18 protein-coding genes and 1 pseudogene are annotated in these 26,974 nt (G+C 63.5%); 7 read left to right on the top strand and 12 right to left on the bottom strand.

Annotation, left to right across the window (positions count from 1 at the left end; genetic code table 11):
* The first annotated feature begins 11 nt into the window (after positions 1-11).
* The 5 genes from pgaA (at position 12) to AACY45_RS24805 (ending at position 6,565) form a co-directional block, all read left to right on the top strand.
* Positions 12-2,480 (top strand): poly-beta-1,6 N-acetyl-D-glucosamine export porin PgaA, encoded by a 2,469-nt coding sequence (pgaA, locus tag AACY45_RS24825; protein WP_339547973.1) that lies wholly within the window; start codon positions 12-14, stop codon positions 2,478-2,480.
* A 12-nt stretch (positions 2,481-2,492) separates the two neighbouring features.
* Entirely contained in the window at positions 2,493-4,493 is a 2,001-nt protein-coding gene (gene pgaB / locus AACY45_RS24820) for a poly-beta-1,6-N-acetyl-D-glucosamine N-deacetylase PgaB (RefSeq protein ID WP_339547972.1), read from the top strand.
* A gap of 1 nt (position 4,494) precedes the next feature.
* The gene (pgaC, locus tag AACY45_RS24815) at positions 4,495-5,853 is read left to right on the top strand and encodes a poly-beta-1,6-N-acetyl-D-glucosamine synthase (RefSeq protein ID WP_339547970.1); all 1,359 of its coding nucleotides are present in this window, start codon (positions 4,495-4,497) and stop codon (positions 5,851-5,853) included.
* Positions 5,850-6,293, top strand: coding sequence for a poly-beta-1,6-N-acetyl-D-glucosamine biosynthesis protein PgaD (pgaD, locus tag AACY45_RS24810; protein WP_339547968.1), 444 nt, complete (start codon positions 5,850-5,852; stop codon positions 6,291-6,293). The genes pgaC and pgaD overlap by 4 nt, the downstream gene beginning before the upstream one ends.
* Before the next feature lie 89 nt (positions 6,294-6,382).
* Entirely contained in the window at positions 6,383-6,565 is a 183-nt protein-coding gene (locus AACY45_RS24805) for a hypothetical protein (RefSeq protein ID WP_339547966.1), read from the top strand.
* Positions 6,566-6,568: 3 nt separating this feature from the next.
* On the opposite strand, the gene AACY45_RS24800 is transcribed toward AACY45_RS24805, so the two are convergent.
* Positions 6,569-7,141 carry a transglycosylase SLT domain-containing protein gene (locus AACY45_RS24800; RefSeq protein WP_339547965.1) on the bottom strand — a complete coding sequence of 191 codons (573 nt, stop codon included), beginning with the start codon at positions 7,139-7,141 and terminating at the stop codon, positions 6,569-6,571.
* A gap of 222 nt (positions 7,142-7,363) precedes the next feature.
* Between AACY45_RS24800 and AACY45_RS24795 the strand changes: the two genes are divergently transcribed.
* Positions 7,364-8,368 (top strand): DUF4434 domain-containing protein, encoded by a 1,005-nt coding sequence (locus AACY45_RS24795; protein WP_339547963.1) that lies wholly within the window; start codon positions 7,364-7,366, stop codon positions 8,366-8,368.
* A gap of 19 nt (positions 8,369-8,387) precedes the next feature.
* Here AACY45_RS24795 and AACY45_RS24790 read toward each other — a convergent pair whose 3' ends face one another.
* The 11 genes and pseudogenes from AACY45_RS24790 to wecB all read right to left on the bottom strand — a co-directional run bounded on the left by AACY45_RS24790 (position 8,388) and on the right by wecB (position 23,936).
* Entirely contained in the window at positions 8,388-9,515 is a 1,128-nt protein-coding gene (locus tag AACY45_RS24790; protein WP_339547961.1) for an acyl-CoA dehydrogenase family protein, read from the bottom strand.
* Between the two features lie 8 nt (positions 9,516-9,523).
* Entirely contained in the window at positions 9,524-10,189 is a 666-nt protein-coding gene (locus AACY45_RS24785) for an alginate O-acetyltransferase AlgF (protein WP_339547959.1), read from the bottom strand.
* Positions 10,186-11,658 carry an AMP-binding protein gene (locus AACY45_RS24780; RefSeq protein ID WP_339547957.1) on the bottom strand — a complete coding sequence of 491 codons (1,473 nt, stop codon included), beginning with the start codon at positions 11,656-11,658 and terminating at the stop codon, positions 10,186-10,188. Before AACY45_RS24780 ends, AACY45_RS24785 begins: the two co-directional genes overlap by 4 nt.
* A 35-nt stretch (positions 11,659-11,693) precedes the next feature.
* Positions 11,694-11,939: an acyl carrier protein gene (locus tag AACY45_RS24775; RefSeq protein WP_339547955.1), complete on the bottom strand. Its 246-nt coding sequence runs from the start codon at positions 11,937-11,939 to the stop codon at positions 11,694-11,696.
* Positions 11,940-11,964: 25 nt separating this feature from the next.
* A complete protein-coding gene (locus AACY45_RS24770; protein ID WP_339547953.1) occupies positions 11,965-13,545 on the bottom strand; it encodes an MBOAT family O-acyltransferase in 1,581 nt (526 codons plus the stop codon).
* Complete coding sequence (locus AACY45_RS24765) at positions 13,535-14,650, bottom strand: alginate O-acetyltransferase AlgX-related protein (RefSeq protein WP_339547952.1); 1,116 nt, start codon at positions 14,648-14,650, stop codon at positions 13,535-13,537. The genes AACY45_RS24770 and AACY45_RS24765 overlap by 11 nt, the downstream gene beginning before the upstream one ends.
* Before the next feature lie 3 nt (positions 14,651-14,653).
* Positions 14,654-15,649, bottom strand: coding sequence for an alginate O-acetyltransferase AlgX-related protein (locus AACY45_RS24760; protein WP_339547951.1), 996 nt, complete (start codon positions 15,647-15,649; stop codon positions 14,654-14,656).
* Between the two features lie 26 nt (positions 15,650-15,675).
* Positions 15,676-18,495, bottom strand: a complete 2,820-nt coding sequence (locus AACY45_RS24755) for an NfrA family protein (protein ID WP_339547949.1) — start codon at positions 18,493-18,495, stop codon at positions 15,676-15,678.
* A 53-nt stretch (positions 18,496-18,548) separates the two neighbouring features.
* Positions 18,549-20,192 (bottom strand): annotated as a pseudogene (locus AACY45_RS24750) (glycosyl transferase family protein); the annotation flags it as partial.
* Between the two features lie 18 nt (positions 20,193-20,210).
* The gene (locus AACY45_RS24745; protein ID WP_339547947.1) at positions 20,211-22,418 is read right to left on the bottom strand and encodes a hypothetical protein; all 2,208 of its coding nucleotides are present in this window, start codon (positions 22,416-22,418) and stop codon (positions 20,211-20,213) included.
* A gap of 354 nt (positions 22,419-22,772) precedes the next feature.
* Complete coding sequence (wecB, locus tag AACY45_RS24740) at positions 22,773-23,936, bottom strand: non-hydrolyzing UDP-N-acetylglucosamine 2-epimerase (RefSeq protein ID WP_339547945.1); 1,164 nt, start codon at positions 23,934-23,936, stop codon at positions 22,773-22,775.
* A 909-nt stretch (positions 23,937-24,845) separates the two neighbouring features.
* Between wecB and AACY45_RS24735 the strand changes: the two genes are divergently transcribed.
* Positions 24,846-26,974, top strand: a 2,129-nt coding sequence (locus AACY45_RS24735; RefSeq protein WP_339547943.1) for an Ig-like domain-containing protein, incomplete at its 3' end; no start/stop codon positions are given.

The following is a 26,974-nucleotide window of genomic DNA, read 5'->3' as shown; positions in this document are numbered from 1 at the left end:
GAAACCTGCGAATGTTGCGTACCCTCCATCCCCACCTGCGCCCGATTTTTCGCGTAGCGCTGTGCAGCCAGTTGCTCTGGCCGATCCTGGCGGCTGCCGACACGGCATACGATGGCCTGGTGCGCCAAGCCCGGGCGGGCAACTACGGGCCGGCATTGAGCGTGCTGCGCGAGGTTCCCGACAATCAGTTGTCCACAGGCCAGCTCAGTGATCATTTGCAGATCGCCAGTTGGGCGGGCCTCGACAGCGAAGTCGTCAACGTTTATGAGACCCAGGCCCACCAGCGCAAATTGCCCCTCCAGGCGCTGACCGCCACCGCACGTGCCTACCGCAATCTGCACCGCTGGGATGAAGCCGCAGCGCTGTATCGCAGGGCGCTGGAGCGCGACCCCGCTAACGCCGACGTGCAGGTGGGGTTGGCGCTGACTCAGGCGGATGCCGGTCAACCGAGTGAAGCGGTCAACCGCGCCAACGCATTGGTGGCCGCCAAGCCCGGGGATCCGAATCGCCGACTGGCACTGGCGTATGCCCTGACCCGGGCGGGGGCGACCTACGACGCCTTGTTCGAGTACGGCCAGGCGTTCGTCCGTGCCGGTAGCAAGCCTGAAGTCGCCCGCGAATATGTGTTCGCCCTGCAACGTGCGCGTTTGCCGGAACCGGCGCTGCGCCTGGCGCGCCAGCGTCCGGGGCTGATCGAACCGACACTGTTGCGGCGTATCGAGGGCGATGTGGCGGCCGAGCGCGTGCGCCTGGCGGAGCTGGCCACGCGCAGCGAGAAGGAGCGCTACGTGATTGCCGACCGTGCCCTGGCCGACTACGACCAGCTCATCAGGACCTGGAGCGCCGACGCCCAGGCAGACGATGACGTGCGGCGCTGGCGTATCGACCGCTTGGGTGCGCTCAAGGCGCGTGCGCGTACCGCCGAGGTTATCCATGACTACCAACAACTGATAGGTGAAGGCGTGCCAATTCCCACCTATGCGCAGCGCTGGGTGGCCGGCTCCTATCTGGATCAGCGTCAGCCGGAAGTGGCCGTCGATAGGTACCGCCATGTCCTGGCGGCACCCGATGCCGATTCGGGTGATCGCCTGGAAGACAGCACGGCGCTGTACTACGCCTTGCTGGAAAACGATCAACCGGTGCAAGCGCGCGAGCTCGCCGACAGCCTGGCCCAGAGCCAGAGTCCACGGGTCGAGCTCAAGGGCTTGGCGGTGGGCAACCCCAATGATGAGTGGATGGACGCGCAGCAACTGGCGGCCCAGGCCGGTACCTATGGTGCGGATTTACCCGGGGCTGAGCAGCGCCTGGCGGCCTTGGTCGAAAAGGGCCCGGGCAATATCGGCCTGCGCCTGGCCCAGGCAGACCTGTACCGCGCCCGTGACTGGCCACGGCGTTCGGAATCCCAGCTCAAGGAAACCGAAAGCATGGCGCCACGGGACGTGGGCCTGGAAGTCGGGCAGGGTCATACCGCGCTGGACTTGCAGGAGTGGCGGCAACTGGACGCGTTGACCGACGACGTGGTGGCGCGCTATCCGGACAACCGCCAAGTCCAGCGTCTGCAGCGTCTGCGTGAAGTTCATGACATGGCTGAACTGCGGGTCTCGGCCTATGGCGGCAAGAGCTATGGTGGCGGTGACAACGGTGCCGGCGCGGTCAGCGGCAGCCGCGACCTGGGCATTGAAACAGTGCTCTATAGCCCACCGATCGATGAGGATTGGCGACTGTTCGGCGGTGCCGGCTACGCCACCGGCGACTTTCAGGAAGGCACCGGTCACCATCGCTGGCAGCGCGTGGGTGTGGAGCGGCGGACTCGCGACATGACCCTGGAAGCGGAAGTGTCCAACCACTCATACGGCTACGGCAACAAGACCGGTGCACGCCTGGCGGCGGCTCGCGACATCGACGATCACTGGCAGTACGGCGCTAGCCTCGACTACCTGTCGGCCAATACGCCGCTACGGGCCCTGAACAGTGACATCACGGCCAATGGGGGCAGTGCTTTCCTGCGCTGGCGTGGCAATGAAAGTCGCGAGTGGCAGCTGGCGCTCAGCCCGTCGCGGTTCAGTGATGGCAATCGCCGGATCGAAGCGTTGTTGACGGGGCGCGAGGGCGTGTACAGCACGCCAGGCCTGCAAGTCGACGCGGCGGTGGAAGTGGGCAGCAGCCACAACTCGAAGAACGCCGATGTGCCGTATTTCAACCCCAAGTCCGACCTCAGCGTGTTGCCGAAGCTGAGCGCCAATCACGTGCTCTATCACCGTTACGAAACCGTCTGGAGTCAGCAGTTTCAGGCCGGTGCCGGTACCTACAGCCAACGTGATCACGGCACGGGTGCTATCGGTCTGCTCAGTTACGGCCAGCGCGTCAGTTGGAACGACGTATTCGAGGCGGGTGCCGCGTTGAGCTGGCTGAACCGGCCCTATGACGGCGATCGCGAGAGCGATCTGCGCTTGATCATCGACCTCACCTACCGCTTCTAGAAGAGTTTGCTCATGCTTGCAATCACACGTTGCATCCTGCTGCAGGGGGTCCTGTTGCTCACCGCCTGTGCCCAGCAGGCCCCAGCATTTGTGCCGCCCTCACAACGAGCGCTGGCCGCGAGTGAACAGCCCTGGCCGAAAAACCATGTGCTGGGCATTGCCTATCACGATGTCGAGGACCGCGATCCCGACCAGGCGGTGGTGGCTGTGCGCACCGAGCGCTTGATCGAGCAATTGGCCTGGCTGCGGGAAAATCACTATCAGGCGGTGACCGTCGACCAGATCATGGCGGCCCGCAAGGGTGGCCCCGAGCTGCCGGCCAAGGCGATCCTGCTGAGTTTCGATGACGGCTATTCGAGCTTCTATACCCGGGTCATGCCGGTGCTGCGTGCTTATCACTGGCCCGCCTTGCTGGCTCCGGTCGGCAGTTGGATCGATACACCGCTCAATCAACCAGTGGACTTTGCCGGCACCCCACGCCAGCGCTCGGATTTCCTGACCTGGGAGCAGATTCGCGAAGTCTCCCGTTCCGGCCTGGTGGAAATTGCCGCCCACACCGACGCCAATCACAAGGGCGTGCTGGCCAACCCGCAAGGAAATTTGCAGCCCGCGGCGGCGACCCGTCGCTACGACGCGCTGACCCAGCGATATGAGACAGAAGCACAGTTCCAGAGTCGGTTACGCAGTGACGTGGTTGCTATCTCGGAGAAAATTCGCGCGGTGACTGGTTACGCGCCAAGGGTCTGGGTCTGGCCCTACGGCGCCGCCGACGGCAGCGCATTACAGGTGGTGGGCGAGCAGGGCTACCAGATGGCACTGACCCTTGACGACGGTCTCGACAGCCTGGCTGACTTGATGAGCAGCCCGCGCTTTCTGGTGGCCTCGGACCCGGACGGCGAGCATTTCGCCAATAGCGTCGTCGGCGTGCAATCGAAGGCGCCGATGCGCGTGGTGCATGTCGATCTGGACAACGTCTACGACCCGGACCCGGCGCAGCAAGACATCAACCTCGGCAAGCTGATCCAGCGCATGGCCGACATGGGCGCGGACACCGTGTTCCTGCAAGCGTTCGCCGATCCCAAGGGCGATGGGCTGGTGCACTCGCTGTACTTTCCCAACCGCCATCTGCCGGTGCGCGCCGACCTCTTCGATCGCGTCGCCTGGCAATTGCGCACCCGGGCCAATGTCAAAGTCTTTGCCTGGATGCCGGTGCTCAGCTTTGCCCTCGATCCGGCCTTGCCACGGGTGACCCGCTGGGACCCGGCCAGCGGCCAGGCCTCGGTTGACCCCGGCCAGTATCAACGCCTGTCGCCGTTCGATCCCAATGTGCGGCGGATCATCGGTGAGCTCTATGAGGACGTGGCGCGCTTGACGTCGGTCGACGGCATTCTCTACCACGATGACGCCTTGCTCTCGGATTTCGAAGACGCCAGTCCACAAGCCTTGCAGGTCTATGCCGCCAACGGCTTGCCGGGGTCGATTGCCCAATTGCGTGGCGATCCGGCCACGATGCAGCGCTGGACGCGTTTCAAGAGCCGCTACCTGATCGATTTCACTCACGAGCTCACCGCCAAGGTCCGCGCCATTCGCGGGCCGCAGGTGCGCACAGCGCGCAACCTGTTCGCCGAGCCGATGCTCAATCCGCCGAGCGAAGCCTGGTTCGGGCAGAACCTCGACGATTTCCTGGGCGCCTACGACTGGACCGCCCCCATGGCCATGCCGCTGATGGAGGGCAAAACCCATGAACAGTCCGGTGCCTGGCTGGAATCCCTGGTGGCCACGGTCAAGTCCCGTCCCGGCGCCTTACAGCGCACGGTGTTCGAACTGCAGGCCCGCGACTGGAACCGCAGCGGTGCCAGCGCGCAATTGAGCGCTCAACAACTGGCGGACTGGATGGCGCGCCTCAAGCGCCAGGGTGCAACGAGCTTCGGCTACTACCCCGACAATTTCCTCGAGAACCAGCCGGATCTGAAAACCGTGCGCCCCGCGCTCTCCAATAAGTGGAATCCCTGACATGCTGGACAGACTGCTAGCCCTGTTGGTACTGGCGATCGTGCTGGGGATTCCCCTGGGCGTGATCTTCCTGGTCACCGGGCAATTTTTGATGGACTTCGTGTTCTTCTATCCGTTGTTCATGTCCGGACTGTGGATCGCCGGCGGCCTGTACTTCTGGCTGCACTGGGAACGTCACTGGCCCTGGGGCAAAGACACGTTGCCACCGCCACTGGCCGGTGAACCGCTGATCTCGATCCTGATCCCTTGCTACAACGAAGGTGACAACGCGGCCGATACCATTCATGCCGCGCTCGGCCAGCATTATCCGAACATCGAAGTGATCGCCATCAACGACGGCTCCAGCGACAACACCGCTGCCGTCCTCGATGCCCTGGCGGTGCAGGACTCGCGATTGCGCGTACTGCATCTGGCGCAGAACCAGGGCAAGGCGGTGGCCCTGCGCATGGGGGCAATCGCTGCGCGCAGCGAGTACCTGGTGTGCATTGACGGTGATGCGTTGCTCGCACCGGACACGGCGGCTTACCTGGTGGCGCCGATGCTGGACAACGCCCGGCTCGGTGCGGTGACCGGCAACCCGCGGATTCGCACTCGCTCGACCCTGGTGGGACGGGTCCAGGTGGGGGAGTTTTCCTCGATCATCGGATTGATCAAGCGCACGCAACGGGTGTTCGGACGGATCTTCACGGTGTCCGGGGTGATTGTTGCATTCCGTCGTTCGGCGCTGGATCGAGTTGGCTACTGGAGCCCGGACATGATCACCGAAGACATCGACATCAGTTGGAAGCTGCAACTGGATCACTGGAGCATCTTCTACGAACCGCGTGCCTTGTGCTGGATCCTCATGCCGGAAACCCTCGCAGGCTTGTGGAAGCAACGTCTGCGCTGGGCGCAAGGCGGTGCCGAGGTGCTGTTCAAGAACATCCGTGGCATCTGGCAATACCGCCATCGTTATCTCTGGCCCTTGCTGTTCGAGTACTGCCTGTCCACCGGCTGGGCCTTCACCTTCCTGCTCTCGGTGATTTTCTGGGCCGTCGGCAAATTCGTGGAAATGCCCGAAGCCATTGCCGTGCATCACTTGTTGCCACCGGCCTTCACCGGCTTGGTACTGGCGATGGTCTGCCTGCTGCAGTTCGCGGTCAGCATTCTGATCGACCGGCGTTACGAGCGGGGCCTGTGGAAAACCATGTTCTGGGTGGTCTGGTATCCCCTGGTGTTCTGGTTCATCAGCCTGCTGACGACCCTGGTGAGTTTCCCCAAGGTGCTGTTTGGTCAACACCAGCAGCGCGCGCGCTGGGTCAGCCCGGACCGTGGGATCAAACCGCTGAACGACGACGATGACGAGGTGCTCGAACAATGAAAATCATCAGAACCCGGCAACGGCCGTTCCTGGTCGTGGTCGACGCTTTTTTCACGCTGCTGGCCTGGATCGGCCTGATCTACCTGCTGGTGCGCGGCCTGTGGCCGTTGCTCAATACACACACTGGACCGCGCATTGAAGTCTCGGTGCTCGACGCCCTCGGTACGTTGCAACTCTACGTGTGGGTCGCCCTGCTCAATGCCGTGCTGCTGATTGCCTGGGCCCGTTACCAGCAGCACAAAAGCAAAGGCTTCGCGCGTCGCCGACAAGCGGCACCGGTGGTGGGCGACCATGGCTTGCAGACGTGTTTTCGCCTGAGCAACGAGCTCCTGATGCAGCTGCGTCGTCCTGGGGTCATGGTGATCCATAACGACGAGGCCGGTGATGTCAGCCAGGTGGTCACGGGTTATTTACGTCTCGATCAGCGCAATTACCCATAGATACCCGGGCAACTGAACGCACAGGGATTGGCGTCGATCGGTGAAAGCGCGCACTATCGAGTCAAATCCTGGCGAGTTGGAGGCCAGCTGTGACACAACGTATCGACCGCATTGCCCAATTGCTCAATTGCCCGGTCAAGGGCGAAGAAATGCGCCGGGCAATCACTGAAGCCCGCAAGGACTTTCTGCTGGATGACGATGAGGAGGATGACGATGACGACACGCCATCCTGCGAGCCGGACGCTGGCGATGATCCTGCCCCCCAGGCCTGATCCTTACCACCAACTGCGATTGCTCTCCAGTTCGGCCCGGCATTGCTTGAGTTGCCAGCCGTAGTTTTTCGCCTGTTGTTCGACCTTGCGTGCCACCTGCATCAGCCAGGGTTTTTGCCGGTAACTTTGGCGGCTGAACCCGCCGCGCCCCTCATGGTAGGCCAGGTACTGACTGTAGGTATCCCACTTGGAAACCCCCAGTTGGCGCTGGGTGCCGGCGGCGTACCAGCCGACGAACATCACCGCGTCATCGAAGTTGTCCCGCGAACCGCCATTGCCGGTGGCGCTCTTGTACTCGCCCCACACCGGATCCTGCGCCTGGGCATAGCCATAGGCCGAGCTGACCCGACCCCAGGGAATCACCCACAGCAAATAGTCGCGAGGGGGCAGGGCGTCCTCCACGAAGCTGCTTTCCTGCTTGATGATCGCCATCGCCACATGGGGTGGCAGGCCCCAGGCTTGCTCCATCTTCAGTGTGTCTTCATACCAGTCGGGGTACTGGCGGTAGATGCTGCAGATGTTGCCCTGATCCCGCGGCGGCGTGGTCGAACAGCCGGCCAGCAGGGCCAGGGCCATGAGTACTGCGAAAAACCGTCCGTGCAAAAATCACTCAATTGGCGACGGGCCAATCCTTGTTGGTTGAAAGGTGTCGGATTCACCATCCTGTTTGGGTTCAGGCGCGATGATTGCCTGGCCCCTTGGCAAGTCTGGCAATGGCCAATCATAACCGCCTGATAGACGCTATGATGACTCCCTCTGCATACACGTGCATTTACAGCCCCAGTCAATGAGACCTCAATGTCCACTCCATTGAACCCTCCCTGCCAAGGTCGGCGGCAGCTCTTGCGGCTGGCGGCGTGTGCGCCGGTGCTGGCTTTGCTGGGTCCACTGGCAGGCTGCTCGCGCAAGCCGCAGATGGACGCCACCTTCCTGCAGATCTGGAAAAGCCACGCCGAGCTGAGTCGAGATGAGTGGTCGACGCGCATGGCGGCCATGGCTGAACTGGGCTGTGATGAGCTGGTGCTGCAATGGGTCGGGCTGCTGGGTGGGGGCGAGCCGGACTGGATGCTGCCGGATCCGGTGATGCAGACCTTAATGGACACCGCCGGCGAGCACGGGATGAAAGTGCGCATCGGCCTGCCCTATGACAATGGCTGGTGGCAGGCGCTGTCGGCCACCGACGAACCCACCCAGGCCGCATTCTTCAGCGGGTCTTTGCAGGGGGCGAGCCGCTACATGCGCGAGGCGCCGTGGTCCACGCATGGGCAGTTTGCCGGCTGGTACATCCCGTACGAAATCGAGCAGTACCACTGGAGCGAACCCGCCCGACAGGAGCGCCTGGGCAAATGGCTGACGGCCTTGTCGGGGGTGTCGCAGAACGCCGGTCATGGTGTCCCGGGCATTTCCACCTACTACAGCACCCTGCAGACCGACGGCAGCCTGGTGCAACTGTGGCAATCGCTACTGGCCCGCACCCAACTGCGGCCCATGGTGCAGGACGGCGTGGGGGTGGCGGGCTGGAATAACCTCAAGGCGATCGAGCCGCTGCTGCAGTACCTGCGCCAGCGCGGGGTGAAGTTCGAGGTGATTGTTGAATTGTTCGAGCAACTGCCGTCAGCGCGTAACGACGGCACGGACTTCAAGGCAGTCTCCGCAGACTACCCGCGGGTCCAGCGTCAGTTGGAATGGGCCCAGACCACAGGCGCGGATCGCATCATCGCGTTTGCCGTCGACCCCTGGGCGACCGGCACCGACCCCCAGGCGCAACGCTTGCGCCAGCAGTGGCTCAAGGCGCGCTCCTGAGGTTGGCGCTGCGGGGGGCTCAGAGTGAGCGCCCGATGATCTCGCGCATGATTTCACTGGTACCACCGAAGATCCGCAGTGCCCGTGCATCAGCCCAGGCGCGGCCAATGCCGTACTCGGCGCTGTAGCCATAGCCGCCATACAACTGCAGCAACTCATCGAGAATCTGCCCCTGTATCTCAGTGGCATTGAGCTTGGCCATGGCCGCGATCACTGGGTCCAGGTTGCCCTCCATCAACTGCAGCGCGCAGTCGTCGAGGAATACCCGGAGCATGGTCAGGCGTGCCTTGGCATTGGCCAGGACAAAACGGTTGTTCTGGTAGTCGATGACGCGCTTGCCGAACACCTTGCGACCCCGGGTGTATGCCTTGGCTTGTTCGAGCATGCCTTCGGTGGACGCTGCGGCCCGCAGGGCGATGGCCAGGCGTTCACGGGACAGTTCGTGACTCATGTATTCAAAACCGGCATTCAGTTCGCCGAGCAGGCAATCGGCCGGCACTCGCACTTCATCGAAGAACAGCTCGCAGGTGTCCTGGGCATGCTGGCCGATCTTGCGCATGGCCGGGCCCTTGCTGAAGCCGGGCAAGCCTTCCTCGACACAGAACAACGACAGGCCGCGAGCGCCCAGATCGGGGTCGGTGCAGGCCAGTACGATCACCAGGCCGGCGTTGACTCCGTTGGTGATGAAGGTCTTCTGCCCGCTGAGCACGAAGTCCTCGCCATCGCGTACCGCACGGGTGCGGATCGCCTTGACGTCGCTGCCGGCACCGGGCTCGGTCATGGCAATCGCGCCGATGACTTCGCCGCTGGCCATCACCGGCAGCCAGCGGTCTTTCTGCGCCTGGGTGCCGAGGTTCCAGAGATAGGGCGAAACCATGTCCGAGTGAATCGAGAAGCCGATGCCCAGGCAATTGGCCCGCGCCAGTTCCTCGATGACCACCACGGCGTGGCCGAAGTCACCGTCGGCGCCATAGGGGGCCGGCAGCGCGGAATTGAGCAGGCCTTGCTCGCCGGCCTCACGCCACAGTTCACGCGGGGTCACCCCGGCGGTTTCCCATTGGTCGTAGCGCGGCAGGATGCGCTCGGCGATGAAGCGTTGCACCTGTTCGCGAAACAGCAGGTGGTCTTCGCGGAATATCTTGCGCATGGGGAGGCCTATTTCGCGTAGAGGTCGGTGCTGCTCAGTTGCCCGCGCAGCACGGGCGCCGCGGCGCTGCCGGTGAGGAACAGGCTGTAGTGATCGCCGGGCTTGAGTGGCGGCAACGCCAGTTTCTCGGCCGTGGCCGTGCCACAGCCGGCGCTCAGTGACGCGCTCACCGGGTTGATGGCTCGCGCGGTGGTGCTGCGGGGCGCGACATCGGCAAACAGTACCGGCCCGCCGTCAGCCACGGCCAGGCTGCCTTTGGGGCAATCGCTCGCCAGGTTGTAGAAACGCAGTTCGGCTTTCAGGGCGTCATCGCTGCCGGCGCTGTCGTCCAGCACCTGCAACGTGCCGTCCTGCGGCACCAGGGTATTAAAGCTGTCCGGCGCCACTTGCAGTTGGCCTGCGGGCTTGCCGTCGAGGGTCACGCTGAAGGTTTCGTTGCCCTTGACGATGGCGTAGCTGCTGGCCAGTTGGCTTGGGCCGATCGCTTGTACGGTGCCGTTGCTGATTTGCACCTTGAGGCTGTCGGCACTCGGGTTGACCACCCGGACAAAGGCCGAGCCCGCCGGAGGACGAGGGGCGTACAGCTGGGCCAGGACGCCTTCGGCCAGGGCCGGGCCGGCCACGCAAGCACCGAGCAGCAGGGTGGCGCGAAGGCAAAGGGTACGCGGATTCATGGTTGCTCCTTGGTGGGTTTCATGCGCGTTGCCCGGTATTGGGACTCCAGGCGCTTGCGGTCGACCTTGTCGGACACATTGGTGGGGAACAGTCCGCAGGCCACCAGCTCCGAGGGCACCATGTAGTGCGGCAGGCGTTCGCCCAGGGCTTGCTTCCAGTTGTGCAACTGCTCCGGCAAGGGGCCGATCACCCCCGGCTCCAGGGTTTCGGGGGAGGAGACGAAGCCGATCATGCGCACCAGGCTGCCATCGGGACGGCGCAGGGCAATGGTGGCGGCCGCGTGGACGCCAGGCAGGCTGGCCAGCGCGGCATCGATTTCACCCAGCTCGATGCGGTAGCCGTTGAGCTTGATCTGGTCGTCGCGCCGGCCATGGAAGTACACCAGGCCCTGCTCGTCGATTTCGCCAATGTCGCCGGTGCGATAGGCGCGCTTGCCGTTGTGCAGGAACAAACTCTTGGCAGTCAGGTCGGGCCGTCCGAGGTAACCGCGCATGACGTGGTCGCCGGCGATACAGATCTCCCCGTCGTCGAGGAACACCTCGGCATAAGGCTTGGCACGACCGATCGACAGCGGATTGCGCGCGCCGTCGAGGGGGCGCTTGATTTCCACCCAGGTGGTCGAACAGGTCGCTTCGGTCGGGCCATAGGAATTGATGATGCGCGCGTCGGGAAAGCGCGCCCAGAGCTGCTCGGCCATGGCCGGCGACAGCGACTCGGCGCCAAACACGAAGACCCCCAGCTGCGGCAGGTGGGCCTGGTTGAAATCGTCATTGAGGAACTGCTGGCGGACGAAGGCCGGCGTCGACGCCCAGACCTGCACCCCGGTATCGGCCAGGTAACGCACGAAGGCGTCGGGCGCGGCGATGGTCTCCCGCGGGCAGAGCACGCAGGCGCCACCCAGGGCCAGGGCGCCGCACAGGTCGAACAGTGAGAAGTCGAAGCTGAACAGCATCTGGTTCATGAACGCCGGACGCGGTCCCAGTGCCAGGCAGTCGCGGATCCAGCTGGCGAACAGCGCGACGCTGTCGCGGCCGATTTGTACGCCCTTGGGTTCGCCGGTGCTGCCCGAGGTGAACATGATGTAGGCGATGCCCGGCTCCGCCAGCGGCGCGGACACGGCGGCACCGTTGTCGAAACGATTGAGGGTGGCGTTGTAGCACTGGGTGGCAGCGACCCGTTCGGTGATCAGCTTCAGGCGCTCAGGCGGGTTGATGCTGTCGACGGGCACGTAGGTGATGCCCAGGCGCAGGCAGCCGAGCATGGCCACCACAAACTCGATTTCCTTGTGCCCGGTGATGACCAGTGCGTGGCCCGGCAGCACGCCAGCCGCCAGCGCGCGCGCCTGCCAGGCATCGGTGGCCGCCAGCAACCCGGCCCAACTGATCTGGCGCTGGGCGTCGCTCAGCGCGGGCGCCGTGCTGGCCTGATCCTGCTCGGCGAAATCACAGCGATCAAAATCAAAATACATACAGCCCCCTGCGTGTTGAGAAACGGCGTGGGCCGTCAGGCGTTCTGGTGTTCCTCGACAAAGGCCGCCAGAGCGTTGACCGATTTCAGGTGTTCTTCGATTTCGGTGGGTGGCACCTTGCAACCGAAGGCGGCCTGCACGGCCAGCACGATATCCACGGCCGTCAGCGAGTCGACCATGCCGGACTCGATCAGCAGATCTTCCGGCTCAACGGTGGTCTGGATAACGTTGGCGACGATCTCGCTCAGTTTAGTTACGAGTGCTGCATTGGGTGTGCTCACGAGGTCATGCTCCGCTAGTCATTGATCAGAATTGGAAGTACAGGAAGCGCGCTTCCTTGTGCAGGTTCATCAGGCACAGGAACAGCAACGCTGCCAGGATCACCAGCCATTTGAACGTTGGGGCCCAGCGCAAGAATACCGGCCCGGTCGGCTGTGCCTTGGCCAGGGCCGGCGAGAACGTGCCCATGATCTGGTGCGAGTTGGGCAGGAACCAGACCACGCACAGCAGGGCGACGATATGGAAGATATCAAGGTGGCGGCCCATGAACATCCGCCAGGCGTCGCCCCAGGCGATCTGCGCCGGGTAAACCATGTTCGGCAGGCTGTCGAATCCGCGCAAGCCGAGCATGCCCTCGACCAGTCGCAGCGCATCCTCGGTATCGGCGGCGCGGAAGAACGCCTGGGCGATGATCACCACGGCGAAGGTCAAAAGGACGTAGCCGGCTTCCTTGAGGCGGTTGTTCTTGCGTTCGGCAACCGGTGTGCGGCCGACCACGAAGATGCGCCAGGCGTGGTTGATCGACAGGTAGGCGGCGTGCATCAGGCCGAAGATCAGGAACTGCAACCCGGCGCCGTGCCAGATGCCGGCCAGACCCATGGTGAAGGCGGTCGGCAGGACGATCGTGGCGGCAAACCCGCCCAGGCTCGACACGCCCTGGGTGCCCACCGGCAAGTTGCGCTTGGTGCGGTAGCGCGACACCGCCATGGCCACCGGATAGTAGAGGTAGGCCGTCAGGTAGCGGGTCAGGGTCATGTGCCAGCGCGCCCAGAACTCGATGATGCTGCTGGCCTTGTACGGCGAGTTGAAGTTCAGCGGGAAGCGGATGCCGAACATCTTCGCCAGCCCCAGGGCCATGTCCGAGTAGCCGGAAAAGTCGAAGTACAGCTGCAGCGCATAGGCCAGGCCCGTGCCCCAGGCGGCCCAGAACTGCAGCTCGCCCGGTTGGGCGAACCCGGCATCGGCGTAGGGGGCGATCGGATCGGCCAACAGCACTTTCTTGGCCAGGCCGATGACGAACAGCATGCCACCGACACTGAGGTTCTCGGCGTTGAAGCGGTAGGTTTCGCGCTTGGCGAACTGCGGCATCATTTCCTTGTGATGCAGGATCGGCCCGGCGATCAGGTGCGGGAAGAAGGTCACGAACAGCACGTAGCTGAGCAGGCTGCGCTCCTTGACGATGCCGGCGCGGCAATCGAGCAGGAAGCCGATCTGGGTGAAGGTGAAGAACGAGATGCCCAGCGGCAGGATGATGTCGTCCAGGCGACCGCTGCCAAACCCCCAGTCGTGGGCGAAGTTCATCAGGGTGACGAAGTACTTGTAGTGGATCAGCAGGGCGATGTCCGCCGCCACCCCGACCGTGGCCACCGCCAGTTGCAGGCGTGGGCGGTGGGCGGTGCTGAGGATGACCTGGCTGATCGCATAGTTGAAGGCGATCGAGCCGATCAGCAGCATCACGAACTGCGGGTTCCACCAGCCGTAGAACACCAGCGAGGTGATGCACAGCCAGACGGCGGCCAGCCGCGGGCTGATCGAGGCGAACAGGTAGTGGGCCGCCAGGGTGACCGGTAGAAACAGGAAGAGGAAGAGGTAGGAGTTAAAGAGCATGGTCGTCCTGTTGCTTAGGCAATGTGGCCAGCACGGCGCGTTCGTCGGCCGTCAGCGGCAGGGATAGGGCCATCTCGGAAAACTCCCAAATGACCAGCTTGAGGCTGGTAGGCCATTTGTCACGTTTGTTCAGGGCCGCGAGCAACGCGCCGGAGAACTGGCCACCGTCCATGCTCTGGTTCCACACCTGGCGCCCCAGGGTCATCCCCAGGCGTTCGGCAAACTCGCTGCGTCGGCCGTTGGAGCTGCCGGCCAGCAGCACTTCCACGGGGGGTGTTTCATCCAGCAGGCCACCGCTGCGCTGTGGCTCGATACTCACCGGCTGCGCCATGTCGAGGGCGGGGCGCCAGGCCGGGCTGGCCTTTTCCAGGCCGGCCAGGCTGATCAGGTCACCCATGCGCGGTACGGCGGCGCCGGGGGGGGAGACGTTGAAGGCCTGGCTGCCCTTGCTGCCCAGCAGCTCCACGGCCTGGGCCCCGACCACTTCGGCGGCCGCCTGTGCGCCGACCGCCGTCATGTGTACGTCCGTGTGGAAAAAGCGCGGCTCGTTGCCTTGGGCCAGTGCGGGATAAAGGTCGCTGTGGGGCACCCCGGCACGCGCCAGGCGGGCGTGCCAGCCCTGCAGGCGGGCCTGCAATTGCGCACTCTGTTGCAGGCCGCAAAGGCCTTCGGTCTGCACCCGCGACTTGTCCGGCACCGTCACCACCAGTACTTGCAGGCCGCGTGCGCGCAGGTCGCCGACCCAGTGCTGCATCAGGCGCACCCGGGCTTCATAGGCGTCGTGCACCCCGGGTTGCGCGCGCAGGCCGTCGCGGTAGAACAGCCAGTTCGGGCAGCCCTGGACCACCTGCGCGCCCAGGTCGCCGAAGAAGCGATACCGCACCGCCGAGCTGAGGGTGTCGGCCTCGTCCTGCAGCGGCAGTTTCATCACACGCCCCAGCACCTGGCCGGCCGAACCGTCGACCCAGGCCGAGGGCTTGAGTTGCCCTGGCTCGAGCTTGGCGTGCAGCAGCATCCAGATACCGACCGCCTGCCCGACCACCAACAGGCCGATGATCGCGACGGCGCTCATGCGGTGCGAGACCGGCTTTTGCTCGTTTGCCATCGATCAGCGTCCCAATGCGCCATGCAGGCGTTGGCGCCAGGCGTTGTCGCTCATGATCGAGGCGTTGTCCCACATGCCCGACGCTTGCGGACCGTAGGAATAGCTCGGCTCAAACATCTGCCACACCAGCACCTGGGGCGGGTTTTTCTTGAAGTCGGCTGATTCCAGGTATTCCAGCAGCATGGTCCAGTGACCGATGTTGCCCGGCTTCCAGTTCACCGACACCGGGCGGTCGAGGGCATTGGACAGTTTCTGCGGGAAGCCGAAGTACGGCTGCACCATGCTGTGTCCGGTGACATGCACCGGTGCCGGTGCGGCATCCAGCAGGCCGCCGGTGGTGTCCTGGCGGCGCACGACAAAGGTTTCGCGGCCGGTGGCCTTGCGTTGCTCTTCGGTCAGGAAGCGCTCGGCGAGGTCGCCATAGCGGCGCTCCTTGAACTCACTGCCCAGGGCCATGCCAGTGCCGGGATTGCCCTTGAGGTTCGGCACGTCGTGCTTGATCTGCTCGGCGGTGGCCACGGCGGTGGCGTCGGCGGCCGGCTGGGTCCAGTGCTGGTCGGTGCGGTAGAACACGTCCTTGCCCGAGTTTTTCAGTTGGCTCAGTACGGCGGCGGCGTCGAATGTCGAGATACCGGCCTGCTTGAGCTTGCCGAGAATGGTCTGGTAGCGCTGTTTGACTGGCGGGCTCAGGGCTTTGTCGGCCGGCAGCTTGTCCTGATAGAACAGGGTCTTGTCCGGCAGCAGCAGTACCTGCAATTTCACCCCGCGGGCGGCCAGGGCCTGGCGCGCGTCATTGATCAGCGCGGTGTTGGCGTCGATGGCCTTGCTGTCGACCACGGTCAGGCTGCCCCAGCCGGGAAACAGCCAGCCTTCGCTGCCGCGAATCACCAGCGCGGAGCCTTCGGCGTGCGCGCCGGCCATCGACAGAGCCAGCGTCACGCCGAGCAGGGGGGCGCCCAGACGTTTGAGTGGGTGGGTGACCAGGCGTGCAAGTGACATGGCAAAGGTCCTTATGACGAGGGGGCTCAATAGGAAAAAATCAGGTTCATGAACAGCCCTTTGGCCCGTTCCGTAGCGCCGCCGCCAATCGGGTAGCGGTACTGCATGGACCAGCTCAGGGAGGAGCGTGGAGCGTTGTAGTGGTCTTCGCGGAACCAGTAGCGAACCGCGACGCCGGGGCCGACCCCCATGGACCATGAGGTGGCGTCATTGGTCAGTGACCAGTCCTGGCTGACGTTGCTCAGGTCGATCTGATCGTTCTTACCGAAGTCCAGGCCGGTGGCCTGGTCTTTCTGCCAGATCCAGTCCACGGCGCCGACGATGTGCGGGAACACCACCACGTTGGGCCCCAGCTCGTCGAACCGCAGGCTGCGGCCGACCCGCACCTCACTGCTGGCGAACACTTGCTGGCGCTTGAGCTGGCCATCGGTCTTGGCCAGTTGCCGGGTGCGACTGCCCTGGCTGTCCACGTCGTAGGCGGTGAAGGTCGCGTCGTTGTCTTCCCAGGCATACCCCAGCTGTGCGTAGCCATCCATGGTGAACCAGTTGGATTCATTGGTGCGCAGCTCAGTACCTTTGTAGAACCCGTAGGTGATGTACGAGAGCCAGCCGCCGGCATCGCTGTCCAGTTGATAGCGGGTGAGCATGCCGTTGATCGCGGGATTGTTGGCGGCCGCATTGACTCTGTTCTGCTCCTGAATAGCGTTCTGGATCGCGCATTGGTCGCCGCGCTTGGACGGGTAGACGGTGCCCTCACGGGTTGCCGAACCGAGGAAAAACCGGCGCTCCAGGCCAAAGGTGAAACCGGTGTCGGCCAACATGTAGCGCACCCCCAGCGAACCGATGGTGCTCGGGAAGCCGGAGGTGGTACTTGAACCGTTGGTGCGGTCATTGCTGTCGCGGTTGTCGAGGGTCGTCGCGCCACTGCAGGGGTCGACGAACTGGCTGGATTCGAACTCACTGCCCTCGTCATACAGGGTGTTGGTCAGGCGTCCGTAGACTTCCAGAATGCCGTTCTGGTCATTGAACTGGGTTGGCCGCCAGTACAGCTCGGAGGTGCTGAACACCGAATCACCCGCGGTGCTCAAGCCGGCACCGCTGCTGTTGGTGGTGGGTTGTGCCCCACGGTAGCCGAGCGACACGGTTGCGCCCCACTCACGGTCCAGCCCGGCAATGGCGCCACGGGTGTTATAGCGCTGCTGGTCATCCAGTTCGAGCTGGTTGGCGTCGGCCATGTCGATGGCTTGCTTGAGTTTCTTCACGGCCCCCGGGTTGTCACCCATGGCTGACTGGGCATAGGCCTCGTTGAGGATCACCGTGGGCGGCGCCTTGCCGGTGGCCCGTGCGGCGCTGAAGTCCTGCAGCGCGAGGTTCGGTTGGCGATTGCGCTGGCGCACGTAGCCGCGCTGCATGAACAGGTCGGCGTCGTTTGGCGAGGCGGCGAGGGCGCGGGTCAGGCGCTGCTCGGCCTCGGCGGCCTGGGCCGCGTTGCCCGAGGCCAGTGACGTGGTCAGCAGACGCTGGTAGTCGGGGTTGTCCGGTGCTTGTTCCACGGCCAGGCGCGATTGCTTGATCGCTTCCTGATAGTCCTGCCGGCCATAGGCGGCATAGGCTTCGGTGGCCGGGCCGGCCGGGCCGGTGACCTGGTCGGAGGGCAGCAGTTCGCATTGGGTGCCATAGGGGGTGTCATGGCATGACTGGGCGGGCGCGGGGTAGAGCGTGGTGGTCAGCCTGGCCGCGGGCTTGTTGTCTTCGGCGAGGATGTCCCGGCGCTTGAGGGCGGCTTCGTCGCTGGCGTCCAGTGGCCCGAGCAGTTGTTCGGCGCGGGCCGTATCCCCGGAGGCAAGCGCCCCGTCGATCGCGATCAGGCGCACGTTGCGCCGTTGATCGTCGTCCAGCCAGTCTTGGGCCAAGGCCTCGTCGAAGTCGCCACGGGCCGCCTCTTTCTTGCCCTGGAGCTGGCGCAGGTACGCACGCATCACCAGCATCACGGTGTTTTCGTCGTTCTGCTGCAGGGCCTCAGTGGCCGCCTGCTCGGCGGCGGCGGGCTGTTTATCCTGGAGCAGCGCGGTGACCAGCAACAAGCGCTGGCTGGTGAGGTCCGGTGCGAGGTTCACCGCCTCGCGGGCCAGCCTCGCCGCTTCGGCGGGCTGGTTGGTGATCAGTGCCTGGTAGGCCAGTTGGGTCGGTCGTACGGCCATGCGCCGCTGCAACATGGCGCGGCGGGCCTCGATGTCGCTTTTGTTCGGCGGATTCAGGGCGATCACCTGGTCGGCGGCGCTCACGGCCTCGGGCCATTGCTCCTGGGCTTCCAGCGCGTCGAGCCAAAGCAGGGCCCACGCGCCCTGGCTGGGGTCGGCGCGGAAAGCGTGCTCGCCATCCCGGGCGGCGGCGGGCATGTCGCCGGCGTTGTAGGCGGCATACCCCTTGGTCGCCAGCGGGAAGCCGCGCTGATAGGCCGCCGACGGTCCGCGGCCGGTGGCTGCGGCTGTCTTGGGTTGCAGGTTTTTCACCGTGGCGCGCAGCGCCGGGTCGTCAACGCCGCGTTTGATCGCGGCCTGCGCGGCCTGCCGGGCCTGCGTGATGCGTCCGAGCTTTTGCAGGGTATAGACCTGCAACAGATTCAGGCGCACCACCTCGGGCCGCAGTTTCAGCGCGGCATTGACCTGCTCCAGCGCATCGCGGTAACGGCCGGCCTGATAGCTCTTGTACGCCAGGTCCGCCTGTTGCCAGGCCTCGCCCTCCAGGGGCGCTTCATAGGCGGCAGCCGACACCGGCAGCGGCAGGAGCGTCGAGCTGCAGAGCAAGGCCGCGGTGAGCACAAGTAAACGCGAAGTCGGGATCATGGCGTCTCTGAGGAGCGTTGTTCAGTGGGACTGGCAGCCACTGGCTGGCCCGTATCGTTCTGGAAGGAGATCGCTTCGCTCAGGGTGGCCTGGTCGAGGTAGCCATGTTCGAGCAGGATCTGTCCCAGGGGCTTGTGCTCGGCGGCCTGGGCTTGCAGGGCCTTGGTCAGGGATTCCTGGTCGATCGCCCGCCAGGACATCAACAGATCTCCCAGGCGCAGGCGTTGCTGAATCAGTTGGTCGGCGGACGGGAAGTCATGCATGGTCTTGTCCCAGACCAGTTGCTTGCCGAGAAACAGGTGGCCCAGGTACAGGCGCCAGGCCCGTGCGGCGGCCATCGCATTGATGAAGTTGCCGATGATCATCCGGGGCGCGGACAGCAGCGCGTGTTCCCAGCCATACAGGCGGCCGACAAAGTACCCGCGCTGCAGCACGCGCAGGCTCAGCAGGATGCCGTTGGCCCACATCAACTGCATCAGCCCGCTGTGGGGGCTGAATACCGAGGGGTAGTAGGTCGTCCACCAGCCCATCGAGGTCATCGCCATGAACAGCAGATGCTGGGCGAGCAGGATGTAGGCAACAATCGCGACGAAGGAGGTGACCAGGCCTTTGCGGTCGCGAAACAGCAGGTACTTGGTGGCCAGCGAGCCTTCCCAGCCCACCTGGCTCCAGCCCTGCAGGCCGATACCCAGGGTCCAGCGGGCCTTCTGCCGATAGGCGGTGCGGAAGGTGTCGGGGAAGTATTCGCGTACGCCCAGGGGCATATGGATCGCGACCATGTTCGCTTCGCCCTGGCCGAACCACTTGGCGCGCTTGGCAATGTAGTCGACCGGGAATCTGCCGAAGATCTGTTTCATGCCGCGCCGCGCCAGGCGCGCCCCGATGTCGTAGTCCTCGGTGAGGGTGGCGGTGTTGAACGGCTGGTTGTTGGTCTCTGCCGAGAGCTGGAGCAGGGCCTTGCGCGAGAAACAGGTGCCGACACCGGCCGACGGGACCATTTTCGACATGCTTTCACGCACCACCAGGTCTTTGGTGTGCCACTCGGCGAACTCATCCATGTAGGTGCCGGCCACCAGCTCATACCAGTCCCGTTCCAGGGACGTGACCGGCAACTGGATGAAGTCGATGCGCGGCAGCAGGTAGTTGAAGTAGTGCAACTCCAGGTGGTGCAGCACGTCTTCGCTGTCATGCAGGACGACCCCGGCAAACGGCTCGGGCTGGCGCAGGTCCTGGGCGAAGATCGCCTGGATGATCCAGTTGAGGCAGTCGGCCTTGCAGGTCGGGCCATCATGGGGGACTTCGACGCGGATCAACTGCTTGTAGCGCCGGCGCATACGCTCCACTTCTTCAATGGTGCGTGCGTCGTTGCAGTAGGTGCCGACGAAGATGTAGTAGTTCTTGTACTCCAGGGAGCCGACCATGTTCTCGAGCATCGGCGCGATCACGTCGTACTCGAGCCAGGCCGGGATCATGATCGCCAGCGGCTGCTCGCGCTTGGAGCGCAGTTGTTCGGCCGTCAGCGCCTTGTAGCGGCGCTTGACCATCAGCGAACGGTACAGCTGGCGCGCCCAGTACCAGCCATCGATGAACAGGTCATCGAGGCTGGAGACCATGATCAGCACGCCCACGATGACCGTCACGATCTCCAGGATGTGGTAGTAGTCTGCAAGCAGATACGGCAGGTAGAGCGAGGACATGAGCTGTTCCCGTGGTCGTTACAAGCCTTGTTTCTTTTTGTGGCGACGCGCCAGAACACCCAGTACCAGCAGGCCGAGCAGGGCCGCGGCAAACAGCGGCAGGGCCCACGCCAGGTACTTGCGCCACTGATGGAACGGCGTTTCGCTCAGGTCCATCGACGCGATCAGCCCAGGCTCTGAGGTGTCGACCCAGGTCAGCGGTCCCTCCACACCCAGCACCACGGCATTACCCTGGTTGAACACGAACGGTGCCCCCGGGGTCAACACCTGCTCGCCCAGGGCATACCAGGCCACCCCGTGCTGGCTGTTCGAATCGACCACCGACGCCGCGCTCAATGGCTGCGGACCGGTCAGGTCGAGCAGACGCTTGTCGTCACCGCCGGCACGCAGGCGCTGCAGGTCTTTGACATCGATCAGCGGCTTGGCCCCTTCCAGCGGCACATCCAGAGACAGGAACGGCTTGCTTGGCTTGAACGGCTGGCTGCTGTCGGCCAGGGTCAACTCGGCATTGACCGGCGATATCGACGCGGCGCTGGCCAGGCGAATGATCTGGCGCAGGTTGGCGGCCGGGGTATCCAGGACGGTCTTGGGCACGATCACTTGAGCATTGCCGGCCAGCAGTGGCAGCAGGCCGATGAAGGTGCCGTCGGGCTCGGCTTCGGACGAGCGCAGGTAGCTGCTTGGCAACACGTTGACCGGATACCCCTGGGGGATTTCGGCGCAATTCGGCGAGACCGGCTGGCGCTGGAAACGTACCTGCAGGTTGTTGGTCACCCCCAGGGCATAGCCCGGGACGCGGGCGGTCAGGCGCTCGGGTTTGCCGTCGGCCTTCAGTTGCTTGGCATTGAGCAGGATTCCGTTCCACAGCACCGAGGCCACCGGCTGGGTGATCGAGGCACCGGGTGCAGCGGCCACATCCAGGATCAGTTCGCCCGGCATCCGGCCTTGGACAGCCACCGCGCTCAGCGGGAATACGGCATTCCACTCGCCGCGGGTTACTACATCAAACGCGGTGGTCGAGCCGCCCAGCGTGCCGACGCGCAGTTCACGGTCGCTGCCGTCCCCGGTTTCACCGGCCTGGTGAATGGTTGCCTCGGAGGAGACGAGCACGTTGCGCCAGTGCGAATCAAACACGCCAGCGGCCTTGGCCCCGGCGTCGGCGGCCACGCTGATCACAGCCTGATGGCCGAGGCTGACCAGTTGAATCTGTTGGCTCCCCGGGACCTTCTGGGCGGCGCTGGCATGGCGGCTACGCCATTCTCCCAGGGCCTTGACCGCGTCTTCATCGGTTTGCAATTGGTCGCGCAGAGCATCCAGCGCGGCGTTGATCTGGCCGACCAGCGCGGTGTCGGCGATTGCCAGATCTGCGCGGGTCGCAGGCGCGTCCAGCACCAGCAGGGCACCCAGTTCGGCGGCGTTGGCCAGGGTGTGGCGGTCTTTGCCGGTCAGCGCAGAGAACGGCGCAACGGTGCTCAGGGCGGCGGGAATTCTCAGTTGATCGATAGCGACCACGTCGCCCACGGCCGGGAAAGCCTTGACCTGGGCCTGTTTGGCATTGCGTTCCAGGGCCACGCCCAGGCGCCAGGCGCTGTCGAAGCTCGTTTGCTCCAGTTTGCCGGCGGCGATCAGGATCACCGGTTTGCCGGGCAGCGTGCTCCAGGCATCGGCCAAAGTGTTCAGGCCACGCATCGAATAGCGATACGTCAGCGCGGTGTCGGGCGACAGGGTCAGCACGTTGCTGCTCTGGCGAGTCGGTTCACACAAGCGTTGGCCGCTGGGCGAGCTCCAGTCGATGGTGAAGTCGACAAAGCCGGATTCATGGCGCCGGGCCTCGACGGGCAGCAGCCGGGCCAGGTCCCCCGCACGTTCGGTCACGCTCTGGGCATGCAACGGGCGACCGTCGACCGACAGGCGCAGGGCGGCGGGAGCGTCTTCGCCCTTGATGAAGTTGCCCTGGATGTTGATCGAAGCCGCATCCAGCGCAACGCCTTTGGGCACTGGCAGGAAGAACGACTGATGGTTATCGCTTTCCTGCAGCACCACCGGGTTGGTGATGCCCATGTCGGCCAGCGAAACGCTGCGCTGCACCCAGTCGTCCTGGGCCAGTGTGCGCAACGCATCGCTGCCGGGCGACGCGATGGCGAACAGGGGCGCGGCCAAAGGTGCGACGAGCACGACCTGCTTGAGGAGGGTAAGGCACTGCTGGCGATTCGTAGGAGTATTCATGCGTGGTTATCGGCCGCATCTGAAAAGTGAAAGTTCACGACTGCCCTGGGCATTCACGGCCTCGGGGAGGTGGCGTGAGTGCCGGGCAGGCGAAGTACACGGGCTCAGTGGCGGTGCTCAGCTTGGACACAAGCTGGGATATAGACCTGACAAACGGCCGGCATGAGCTCGAACAATGTCTGACAGTGCAGGAAGGGCAAATGGCCATCGGTTTTCCCTGTGGCAGCTTTGGATCCATCCCCGCATTGGCACCCACACTGTGGAGTGCCTCAACGTCATGTGTCAATATTTTGGTGTATTTTTTATTCTTTTGCGCACCTTTGCTTTGGTGCGCCGTAATTTTGACTATTCAGTTTAGCCGATGGTCGGACGGATTGCCGGAATGGGAGGATCGAACTCGCTGAACTGACGGCCAGTGAGGGCGGAAATGATTCGCGTAGTGGCGTGTCCATCCCCGTACGGATTGACGCTGTGGGCCACCCGTTGATAGTGCCCGGCATCGTCAAGAAAGGTCTGCACGGCGCTGACAATGCGTTCCTTGCGGGTCCCGACCAGCGTCACCGTTCCAGCACTCACCGCTTCCGGGCGCTCGGTGGTGTCGCGCATCACCAGCACCGGTTTGCCGAGGTGCGGGGCCTCTTCCTGGACACCGCCGGAATCGGTGAGGATCAAGTAGGCCCGCCGCATGAACCAGACGAAATCCAGGTAATCCAGCGGCTCGATGAGGTGGATGTTGGGCAAGCCCGAAAGCGTCGACATCACGACGTCGCGCACCTGAGGGTTCAAGTGCACCGGGTAGACGATCTGCACATCCTCGCGCTTGGCCAGCTCCGCCAGGGCCGAGCAAATCTGGATGAAACCATCGCCGAAGTTTTCACGCCGGTGGCCGGTCACCAGCACCAGGCGTTGGCCCGGGTCGACCCAGGCATAACGCGCGGCCAGGCTGGCTGCCATGTCCGGGTTGTGCTCGAGTTTGCGCAGCGTCAGTTCCAGGGCATCGATCACCGTGTTTCCGGTGACATAGATACGGCCCTCGAGGTTTTCCTTGAGCAGGTTGTCGCGCGAGGTCACGGTCGGCGCAAACAGCCATTTGCCCATGACGTCGACCACTCGCCGGTTCATTTCCTCGGGAAACGGCTGGGTCAGGTCGCCGGTGCGCAACCCGGCCTCGACATGCCCGATCGGGATGCGTCGGTGGAACGCGGCCAGGCTGCAGGCGGTTGCCGTCGAGGTGTCGCCGTGCACCAGCACACAATCGGGCTTGACCTCTTCGAGCAGGGCATCGACCCGGGTCATCAAGCGCGCGAACAGGCCATTGAGGGTTTGCCCCGGGAGCATCACGTCCAGGTCGTGGTGGACCTGGATATCAAACAACTGCAACACCTGGTCGAGCATGTGCCGGTGTTGGCCGGTGGTGCAGACGATGCTCTCGATGCCTTCGGTACCGGCCAGGCCATGGACCAACGGGGCCATCTTGATGCCTTCAGGACGGGTACCGAACAACGACAGGACTCTCATGTTTTCTCTATCTCCATACAGGGAATGGCCCCGGCATGTCGTCCCTCGAGGTACGCCATGCCAGGGTCGAAGCAAACGACACCTGTTGCTGCGCTTGACTGCTACTTCCATTGAGCTGCGCAGCGCTTCTAATGTTGGTGGTCGCCGGACGGTTTTTGTTCCGTATCCCGCTTGAAAGGTTTTTTTGAAAGGAGGTGGTGAGTGGGGTAGAGGTCTGCCCGACCCGTGCAGTCGAGTGTATGTCCTGGCAAATATATTTCCAAATGTAACAGGTCTAAGTGCTTAATGCTTTGTGCATGTTTTTGCTCTTCAAGAGTGTTGAAAATCTACGTGGGTACTATTATATGATAATGAAATTATCATCCAGTGATTTCTGCTTTTAATGCATCTAACATCCGCGCCCAATCTTCTTTGCCGTTATTTTAATGTGGGTATCGACGGCTTGAACTTTTTTCTTTGACGCCAACTTTTTGCTGGTTAGTATCCTTGTAAGCGATACCGTTTCAGTGTGCTGGGAACGTTCTATCACCACGGTTTCGCTTACTTCTCGCAGCTTTTCACAAGCGTGCTCGATACGTTTGACGAAAGGATGCAAACCCCGATAGTGGGCATATGACAGGGAGCGTCTACGGTGATCAATCCTCTCCGCAAGCGCTGGTTATTCTGCTTTAAACCCCTGCAGCATGGCGCTGTAGTTCCCCTGTGCGAGTCCAGCTTCCCACGTTCCGGTCAGGTTAAATACCTTGCTCCCAGTGAGCGCTCCGGTGTGGGTTGAGTACTACTTCTGGATTAAAACTTTTACATAACTTTCGCTCATTCGAATGCTCAGCCTCTGTTTAAGAAGCTGCGCCCGCGTTCGAGCCGATTTTGTTATGGGGTTCGACTAGCTGATATAAAAACAGGTGTGCGATGAAGAATATTGTAATTGTCGACAAGGCGACGGGGGCGGCTACCGAACAAGCGTTCGGTAATGTCGCCCTGAACGGAACCAGTATTGTAAAAGTGCCTATTAGCCCGAGTAGCGTCCAGTCGATGCAACAGTCGGGCAAGAACCTGGTCATCACGCTCAAGTCCGGCGGTACGGTCACGGTCCACAACTTCTTTGTGGTCGGCAGCGATGGCGAACCCAACCAGTTGGTACTGGAAGATAACGACGGGACCCTGTTCCTGGGGAGCTACTCTTCGCCCTATTCCGGTTTTACCTTTGGCGAAATCGGCACCCTGGAAGACCTGATGGCCGCCACGGCGGCGGGCAGCACCACGCCTGACTGGCTGGCCTGGGGCTTGAGCCTGCTGGGTGTCGGCGGTGCAGCAGCGATATTCTTTGGTGGTCATGGCGGCAGCGGTGGTGGCGGCAGCGACCCCGACTCGACGCCTCCAGACGCACCCACCGGCCTGGCCTTCAACACCACCGGTACGGTACTCAGTGGCCGTGGCGAGCCGGGTTCGACGGTGACGGTCAAGGACGCCAGTGGCCGCGTCATCGGCACCGGCACCGTGGGCGCAGATGGCAACTTCCAGGTCAACCTGGACACCCCGCAAACCAACGGCGAAACCGTCGAGGTCAGCCTCACTGATGCTTCGGGCAATGTCTCTGCTCCCGGCACCATTACCGCTGGCGACACCACGGCCCCCGCCGCACCGAGCGATCTGGCCGTCAGTGCCGATGGCAGTACCGTCAGCGGCAAGGGTGAACCCAACACCACGGTCACCATCAAGGATGCCAACGGCAATGTGATTGGCACCGGCACCGTCGGCGCCGATGGCACCTTCGTCGTCAGCCTGTCCCCAGCGCAAACCAACGGCGAAACCCTGACGGCCACCTTGACCGACGCGGCGGGCAACGTCTCGGCACCGGCCAGCGTCGACGCCAGCGACACCAGCGCGCCGGCGGCCGCGACTGATCTCGCCGTCAGCACCGACGGCAACACCGTCAGCGGCAAAGGCGAACCCAACACCACCGTGACCATCAAGGATGCCGATGGCAACGTGATCGGCACCGGTACAGTCGGCGCCGATGGCACCTTCGTGGTCACGCTCGACGCCCCGAAAACCAACGGTGAAACCCTCACCACGACGCTGACCGATGCCGCCGGCAACGTGTCTGCGCCAGCGAACGTCAATGCCCACGGCGTCGTCGTCGAAGAGCGGGACGTCACACCACCCGATGCCCCGACCGACCTGGCAGTCAGTCCCGATGGCACCACCGTCACCGGTAAAGGCGAGCCCAACACCAGCGTCACCATCAAGGATGCCGACGGTAATATCATTGGTACCGGAACGGTCGGCACCGATGGCAATTTCGAAGTTGTGCTGACTACGCCGCAAACCAACGGCGAAACCCTGACTGCGGCCCTGACTGATGCCGCCGGCAACGTCTCCGCCCCGGCAACCGTCGATGCAGGCGACAGCACTGCACCGGCGGCACCCACCGACCTGGCAGTCATGGCCGATGGCACCACCGTTACCGGTAAAGGCGAGCCTAATACCAGCGTCACCATCAAGGATGCCGACGGCAACACCATTGGTACCGGAACGGTCGGCACCGATGGCAACTTTGAAATTGTGCTGACTACGCCGCAAACCAACGGCGAAACCCTGACCGCAACACTCACCGATGGTGCAGGCAACATCTCTGCCCCGGCCACTGTCGACGCAGACGACTCCACCCCTCCTGCGCCACCGACCGACCTGGTGGTCAGTGCCGATGGCACCACCGTCACCGGTAGAGGCGAGCCAGAAACCACGGTCACCCTCAAGGATGCCGACGGCAACACCATAGGCACCGGCACCGTTGGCACCGACGGCACCTTCGAAGTCGTGCTGACCACCCCACAAGTCAACGGCGAAACCATCACGGCGACGCTGACCGATGCTGCAGAAAACGTCTCAGGCCCGACCGAAGTAACTGCTCCGGATATCGATGATACGGACGCTGATGCTGATGCTGATGCCGACGCGGATGCCGACGCGGATGCCGATGCCGATGCCGATGCCGATGCGGACGCTGATGCGGATGCCGACGCCGATGCTGATGC

Source organism: Pseudomonas sp. RA_35y_Pfl2_P32 (genome assembly GCF_963970735.1).
Taxonomy (GTDB): Bacteria; Pseudomonadota; Gammaproteobacteria; order Pseudomonadales; family Pseudomonadaceae; genus Aquipseudomonas.
The sequence above is the reverse complement of the archived record's forward strand: the minus strand, read 5'-3'. Positions and strand labels throughout refer to the sequence as shown.

Coding starts and splice junctions, on each gene's coding strand:
- AACY45_RS24785 (WP_339547959.1), bottom strand. CDS start 10,189: ATGAATCCGCGTACCCTTTGCCTTCGCGCCACCCTGCTGCTCGGTGCT.
- pgaD (WP_339547968.1), top strand. CDS start 5,850: ATGAAAATCATCAGAACCCGGCAACGGCCGTTCCTGGTCGTGGTCGAC.
- AACY45_RS24795 (WP_339547963.1), top strand. CDS start 7,364: ATGTCCACTCCATTGAACCCTCCCTGCCAAGGTCGGCGGCAGCTCTTG.
- AACY45_RS24790 (WP_339547961.1), bottom strand. CDS start 9,515: ATGCGCAAGATATTCCGCGAAGACCACCTGCTGTTTCGCGAACAGGTG.
- AACY45_RS24770 (WP_339547953.1), bottom strand. CDS start 13,545: ATGCTCTTTAACTCCTACCTCTTCCTCTTCCTGTTTCTACCGGTCACC.
- pgaA (WP_339547973.1), top strand. CDS start 12: ATGTTGCGTACCCTCCATCCCCACCTGCGCCCGATTTTTCGCGTAGCG.
- AACY45_RS24755 (WP_339547949.1), bottom strand. CDS start 18,495: ATGATCCCGACTTCGCGTTTACTTGTGCTCACCGCGGCCTTGCTCTGC.
- AACY45_RS24745 (WP_339547947.1), bottom strand. CDS start 22,418: ATGAATACTCCTACGAATCGCCAGCAGTGCCTTACCCTCCTCAAGCAG.
- AACY45_RS24765 (WP_339547952.1), bottom strand. CDS start 14,650: ATGGCAAACGAGCAAAAGCCGGTCTCGCACCGCATGAGCGCCGTCGCG.
- pgaB (WP_339547972.1), top strand. CDS start 2,493: ATGCTTGCAATCACACGTTGCATCCTGCTGCAGGGGGTCCTGTTGCTC.
- AACY45_RS24760 (WP_339547951.1), bottom strand. CDS start 15,649: ATGTCACTTGCACGCCTGGTCACCCACCCACTCAAACGTCTGGGCGCC.
- wecB (WP_339547945.1), bottom strand. CDS start 23,936: ATGAGAGTCCTGTCGTTGTTCGGTACCCGTCCTGAAGGCATCAAGATG.
- AACY45_RS24800 (WP_339547965.1), bottom strand. CDS start 7,141: ATGGCCCTGGCCCTGCTGGCCGGCTGTTCGACCACGCCGCCGCGGGAT.
- pgaC (WP_339547970.1), top strand. CDS start 4,495: ATGCTGGACAGACTGCTAGCCCTGTTGGTACTGGCGATCGTGCTGGGG.
- AACY45_RS24780 (WP_339547957.1), bottom strand. CDS start 11,658: ATGTATTTTGATTTTGATCGCTGTGATTTCGCCGAGCAGGATCAGGCC.